The sequence below is a fragment of the Thermoanaerobaculia bacterium genome, assembly GCA_035260525.1.
In the GTDB taxonomy this organism is placed as follows: Bacteria; Acidobacteriota; Thermoanaerobaculia; order UBA5066; family DATFVB01; genus DATFVB01.
Genome location: DATFVB010000148.1, coordinates 1 through 5,401, shown reverse-complemented (window position 1 = coordinate 5,401; position 5,401 = coordinate 1). Strand labels below are relative to the sequence as shown.

5 protein-coding genes are annotated in these 5,401 nt (G+C 70.9%); all 5 read right to left on the bottom strand.

Features of this window, described 5'->3' with window-relative positions:
• Positions 1-195: 195 nt before the first annotated feature.
• Entirely contained in the window at positions 196-861 is a 666-nt protein-coding gene (gene phoU / locus VKH46_06990; GenBank protein ID HKB70576.1) for a phosphate signaling complex protein PhoU, read from the bottom strand.
• The gene (locus VKH46_06985) at positions 858-2,453 is read right to left on the bottom strand and encodes a Ppx/GppA phosphatase family protein (GenBank protein ID HKB70575.1); all 1,596 of its coding nucleotides are present in this window, start codon (positions 2,451-2,453) and stop codon (positions 858-860) included. The genes phoU and VKH46_06985 overlap by 4 nt, the downstream gene beginning before the upstream one ends.
• A gap of 127 nt (positions 2,454-2,580) precedes the next feature.
• The gene (locus tag VKH46_06980; protein HKB70574.1) at positions 2,581-3,981 is read right to left on the bottom strand and encodes a rhodanese-like domain-containing protein; all 1,401 of its coding nucleotides are present in this window, start codon (positions 3,979-3,981) and stop codon (positions 2,581-2,583) included.
• 11 nt (positions 3,982-3,992) lie between these two features.
• Entirely contained in the window at positions 3,993-4,766 is a 774-nt protein-coding gene (locus tag VKH46_06975; protein ID HKB70573.1) for an SDR family NAD(P)-dependent oxidoreductase, read from the bottom strand.
• The coding region (locus tag VKH46_06970) for a hypothetical protein (GenBank protein HKB70572.1) at positions 4,763-5,401 on the bottom strand (639 nt) is incomplete at its 5' end. The genes VKH46_06970 and VKH46_06975, both read right to left, overlap by 4 nt.

The following is a 5,401-nucleotide window of genomic DNA, read 5'->3' as shown; positions in this document are numbered from 1 at the left end:
CGGAGGCAATGCGTATCTGCGCTTCACCCTTTGGAGTGTTGAATTTCGGATTTCGAATCTGTTTCGGATTTCGGAATGGCTCGCGGACTGCATGCGCGGCGATCGACGCGCCGCCTGCTTGCGCAGGCCACCGCGGAGCGGTGCTTCTTCGCCATGCGAAGAAGGCGCTGGATTCGTGCTTCGAGTTTCGTCCTCCTACGGCATCTCCGCCGCGTGGTGCTTCACGAGCTTCGCCTGCGCGAGGTAGATCGTGTCTTCGGCGATGTTCGTCGCGAGGTCGCCGACCCGCTCGAGGTTCTTCGAGACCGAGATGCACTCGAGGCTGTAGGAGATGAGCGACGGCGACTCGGCCATGTACGTCAGGAGCTCCCGGATGATCGACTTGTTCTTGTCGTCGAGCACGTCGTCCTTCAGGATGACCGCGCGCGCGAGCTCGACGTCCCGATTGACGAACGAATCGATCGCGTCCTTCAGCATCCCCATCGCGACCTCTCCCATCGAGGGGATGTCGATGAACGGCTTGAGCGGCTTCTTCGACGAGATCCTCTCCGCGCACTCGGCGATGTTGACCGCGTGATCGCCGATCCGCTCGAGATCGTTGTTGATCTTGAGGCACGCGATCAGGAGCCGGAGGTCGACGGCGACCGGCTGCTGCAGGGCGAAGAGGTGGATCGCTTCCTCCTCGATCTCGACCTCCGTCCGGTTGATCGCCTCGTCGTTGGCGATCACGACGGTGGCCTTCGAGGCGGAAGCTTCCGTGAACGCGTCGACCGCGGCGGCGATCTGCTTCTCGACCTCGGCGCCGAAGACGATCAGGCGGCGGCGGAGATGCTCCAGCTGTTCGGCGAAATGTTCCTTCATGCGGCGGTCCCTTTCCCCGTCATCACGGCCCGTTCCGACTCTTTCTCCGCGAGCACGACACGGCGGCCGAAAACCCGGGCGAAGAGCTTCGATTTCCGGAGTGCGCCCGCGAGCTCCGGGGCGATCCCTTCCGGCCCGTGGCGGCCGGAGGCGGCGGCGACCTCGAACACGACCTTCTTCTGCCGGACGCGGCAGGAAACCGAGGCGACCGCCTGCCGGTGTCCGCGGTCGAGCCCGTCGGCGACTCGCAGGATGGCCGCGAGCTTCTCGACGGACTGGCGGCGCCAGGGATCGAGCTGCCGCCACTCCGGATGCCGTCCCTTCGGCCGGGCGCCGCGATGGTACCGGGCGATCGCCGCGATCGTCTCGACCTCCTCCGCGGCGAAACCCGTGAGGTCGCCGTGCCGGATCAGGTAGTAGGAGTGGCGGTGATGTCGCGTGAAGCCGATCGACGCGCCGGCGTCGTGGAGCAGCGCCGCCACGCGGAGCCACTCCCGCTCGCGGCCGGTCATCTGGTGAAGGCGATGCGTGGATTCGAAGATCTGGTCGGCGAGCACGGCCACGTGCCGTGCGTGCACGGGCTCGACGCTGGTGCGGCGGGCGAGCCGGTCGACGCTGCTCTCGCGCACGTCGCGCGCGATCGGAGGGAGGAACCCGGGCGAGCGGCGGCGCGCCACCTGGTCGAGAAGCACGCCTTCCCGAAGGCCGCGTTCGCCGACGAGGATCTCGTCGGCTCCGGCCGACTTCATCACGGCGGCGAGGACGATCCCGCCGGGGAGCGCGATGTCGCGGCGCTTCGGGTCGAGGCCCGGGACCCGCAGCTTGTCCTTGAGCGTCGTCTTCCGGAGGAGCGCGAGGACCTTCTTGAGCCCCTTGCGCGGCAGCGTCCGGTGGCCCGAAGGGAAGACCTCCCGGCCGCGGATGGCGGCTTCGTACACCATCGACATCGACTGCACCGTCCCGGAGGTGCCGACGCAGGTCTTGAACCCGGCCCGCGCGACGCGGCGTGCGGCGCCCGCCACGCGCCGCCGGACGGCGCGCTCGAGCGACTCGCGGTCGGCCCGCGAAACCGGGTCGTGGCGGAGGTATTTCTCCGCGAGGCGCACGGCGCCGAGCTCGACGGACTCGGCGAAGAGCACGCGGTTGCCGTCCGAGACGACGAGCTCCGTCGAGCCCCCGCCGATGTCGACGAGGAACAGAGAATCACACGACTCGGGGAATTCGCTCCGGACCGCGAGCGTGATGAGCCGCGCCTCCTCTTCCCCCGAGATCACCTCGACCTCGACTCCGCAGCGCTCCCGGACGGCGGCGACGAGCTCTTCGGCGTTCTCCGCCTCGCGGACCGCGCAGGTCGCGACGGCGCGGATCGTCTCGGCGCTCGACCCGCGGGCGACCGACGCGAGCCGCTCGACGGCGGAGGACGCCGCTTCGATCGCCTCGGGAGAGAGCCGCCCGGTCGCGAAGGTCTCGTGCCCGAGGCGGACGAGCTCTTTCTCGCGCGCGAGCGGTTCGAGCGCCCCGTCCTCCCCCACGCGGGCGACGAGGAGCTTGATCGTGTTGCTGCCGATGTCGATCGAGGCCCGAATCGTCATCCGCCGGCCATTGTGCCGCGATTCGAGAGGCTGCGGCGTGAAGCCAGCGTAAATTCCGCGTGAAGGCTTGGCGGGGCTCATGCGGCGTTGCCTCTTGCCCGGCTCACGCCACGACCAGTCGCGCGGCTCACGCCACGACCGGCAGCCCCGCCGCGTTCCATGCCGCCATTCCCCCGACGACGTTGACGACGTCCCGCCGGCCTCGCCGCAGGAGGAGGCTCGCCGCGATCGACGAGCGGTACCCTCCCGCGCAGATCACCGCGAGCGGCTTCCCGGCGGCGATCTCCGCGCCGGAGCCGGCGAGCTCGGCGAGCGGCCGCGCGACGGCCTCCGCGATGTGCCCCGCGTCCCACTCCGGGCCGCGGCGGACGTCGAGCACGCCGCAGCTCCCCTCCTCGAGCCGCGCGGCGAGCTCGTCGACGGCGATCTGCTCGGCGGCCCCGACGGGCCGGCCCGACGCGCTCCAGGCCGCGACGCCCCCGTCGAGATAACCGGCCAGGCTCTCGATCCCGACGCGCGCGAGCCGCATCCGCGCCTCGTCGACGCCGCCTGCGCCGTCGGTCACGAGGACGATCCGAGACGCGGCGGGGACGACGGTGCCCGCCCACGAGGCGAACGGGCCGTCGAGGTCGATGTGGATCGAGCCCGGCAGGTGCGCGGCGCCGAACGCCGCGGAAGAGCGCGTGTCGAGGACGACGGCTCCCGCGCCGCCGAGGCGGGCAACCTCTGCGGGAGCGAGCGCCGGAAGGGGCGGGAGCTCGGCGAGCAATGACGGTCCCTCGCGGTTCAACCGGACGTCGCGCCCGAAGTACGCCGGGATCTCAGGCAGGTCGGTCGTCATCATCCCGACGAACGCATCGCGGGTCATCGGCTGCAGCGCGTAATTGGTCCGCCGCTGCTCGCCGATCGTCGAGGTCGTCTCGCTCGAGAGGTTCCGGCCGCACATCGAGCCGGCGCCATGGCCCGGGTACACGACGACCGAATCGGGCAGCGCGAGGAGCTTGCCGTGAAGCGAGTCGTAGAGCTGCCCCGCCTGCTCCCGCGGGCCCGGCCCCGGACCGGCGGCCGGGCTCGCGGCCGCGCCGGCGAGGTCGGGCCGGCCGACGTCCCCGATGAAGAGGGTGTCGCCGGTCAGAACGGCGGACGGGACCGAGGAACCCTTCCCTTCGAAGAGGAGGAGGCAGATCGAATCGGGCGTGTGGCCGGGAGTCTCGAGGACCCGCAGGCGGGCGGCGCCGACCGCGATCTCCGAGCCTTCCGCGACCGGGTCGTGCGGGTAGGCGGCGCCCGCCGCGCGGCTCACGTGGATCGTCGCGCCGGAGGCCGCTGCGAGCTCCCGGTGGCCCGACACGAAGTCCGCGTGGAGATGCGTCTCGATCACGTGCCGGATCACGAGCCCCCGCGCTTGCGCATCTTCGAGGTAGACCTCGACGTCCCGCCGCGGGTCGACGACGGCGGCGACGCCTTCCGAGCCGATCAGGTAGGACGCCTGGGCGAGACAGCCGAGATAGAACTGGCGGAGATACACGTCGCCTCCGGTCAGGCCAGGACCGATCCGCCGTTGATGTTGACCACCGCGCCGTTGATCTGCTGCGCGTAGTCGGAGCAGAGGAAGGCGATCACGCCCCCGACATCGTCCGCGGTCGCGACGCGCCGCGTGGGGATCTCCTGCTCGATCGCCCGCCGCCGGCGCTTGTCGCCGAGCTCGCGCTGCGACATCTCCGTGTCCACCCAGCCGGGAGCGACCGCGTTGACGGTGATGCCGTAGGGACCGAGCTCGGCCGCGAGCGACTTGGTGAACGCAATCACCGCCCCCTTCGTCGCGGCGTAGTGCGAGTGATACGCCTCGCCGCGCTGGCCCGCCGTCGAGGAGACGTTGACGATCCGGCCGAACCGCTGCGCCTTGAAGACGGGGACGGCGAACTTCGTCATCAGGAAGGTGCCCCGCGCGTTGATCGCGAACACCTCCTCCCAGTAGGAGGGGCTGATCTCCTCGACGGCGCCCCCCGGCCAGATCCCCGCGTTGTTGACGAGGATGTGGAGGCCGTCCAGCCGCGCGACCGCCTGCGAGATCGCGCGCTTCGCCTCGCGCTCGTCGGAGACGTCGGCGCGAAACGCGAGACCCGGTCCCCCGAGCGCCTCGAGCTCGAGGCACGCGCGGCGCGCCTCGCGCTGCCGCCGCCGGTACACGATCGCGACCTGGCACCCGGCACGCACCAGGAACTTCGCGGCGGAAAGCCCGATGCCGCGGGAGCCGCCGGTCACCAGGGCCTTCCGGCCCGACAGGTCGACCGTGAACACCGATTGCGTCATCGCGTCATCTCCGTGAGCCGATCCGTCACCGCCCGCGCGATCCGCGCGTTGGCCTCGGGCCGGTAGTGCTGGGGGGTGTCGCCGAACTCCCGCGGCCCGAGGAAGTCCCACAGGTCGAGGAGCGCGATGCCGTTGTCCGAGCAGAACCGGGCGAGCACGGCGCGGTAGCGGTCGTAGATCGCCCGTCCATAGAAGGAATTGTACTCGCGGTCCGAACGGGGACCCGACGCGATGAAGATCGGATCGTTGACGAGGAGCAGCGGCACGCCGCGCTCGTCGGCGAGCGCCTTCCCCGCCGTGAGCGCCTTCCATCGCGCGTTCGGCATCGGCGGCTTTCCCGGGCCGAGCTCGCGGAAGAGCGGCTGCTCGGGGAGCGGCGACGCCCCGATCCACGGCCGCCGCGGGCGGAACGTATCGCTCGGATCGCCCGGCGCCATCGCGTCGAGCGCGCCCCGGGCCAGCAGCAGGGCGAAATCCCGATAGCGCGCCCCCTCGAAGAGAATCGAGCGCCGCCACCACCGCTCCGGCTTCCCGAAGAGCTCCCGCGTCTCCCACGTCGAGATCGAGAACCGCTCCGCGAGCGCGCGCAGGTCGTCGCGGTTGACGCGGAGGACGAGATGGACGTCCGGGCGGAA

What these genes read in the sequence shown, in the direction of transcription:
- phoU (HKB70576.1), bottom strand. Translation starts at nt 861, where the DNA reads ATGAAGGAACATTTCGCCGAACAGCTGGAGCATCTCCGCCGCCGCCTG.
- VKH46_06985 (HKB70575.1), bottom strand. Translation starts at nt 2,453, where the DNA reads ATGACGATTCGGGCCTCGATCGACATCGGCAGCAACACGATCAAGCTC.
- VKH46_06975 (HKB70573.1), bottom strand. Translation starts at nt 4,766, where the DNA reads ATGACGCAATCGGTGTTCACGGTCGACCTGTCGGGCCGGAAGGCCCTG.